General features: G+C 62.2%; 1 protein-coding gene. It reads left to right on the forward strand.

All coding sequences use genetic code 11. The features are described from left to right. Positions 1–255, forward strand: a 255-nt coding sequence (locus tag AVR91_RS43805; protein ID WP_228709212.1) for a hypothetical protein, incomplete at its 5' end; no start/stop codon positions are given. Positions 256–283 lie beyond the last annotated feature (28 nt).

Here is a 283-nt window from a genome sequence, read left to right on the forward strand (position 1 = left end):
GAGCCGACCACCGGTCTGCACTTCGAGGACATCAGCAAGCTGATCGGCGTGATCAACGGGCTGGTGGACAAGGGCAACACGGTGATCGTCATCGAGCACAACCTCGACGTCATCAAGACCTCGGACTGGATCATCGACATGGGCCCCGAGGGCGGTTCCGGTGGCGGCACCGTGATCGCGGAGGGCACGCCGGAGCACGTCGCTTCGGTGGAGGAGAGCTACACCGGTCAGTTCTTGAAGACCGTTCTCGCTTGAGTCACCCCGTGCTATGAACGGTCCGTTC

Origin of the sequence: Amycolatopsis keratiniphila subsp. keratiniphila (assembly GCF_001620365.2) — a bacterium.
In the GTDB taxonomy this organism is placed as follows: Bacteria; Actinomycetota; Actinomycetes; order Mycobacteriales; family Pseudonocardiaceae; genus Amycolatopsis; species Amycolatopsis keratiniphila.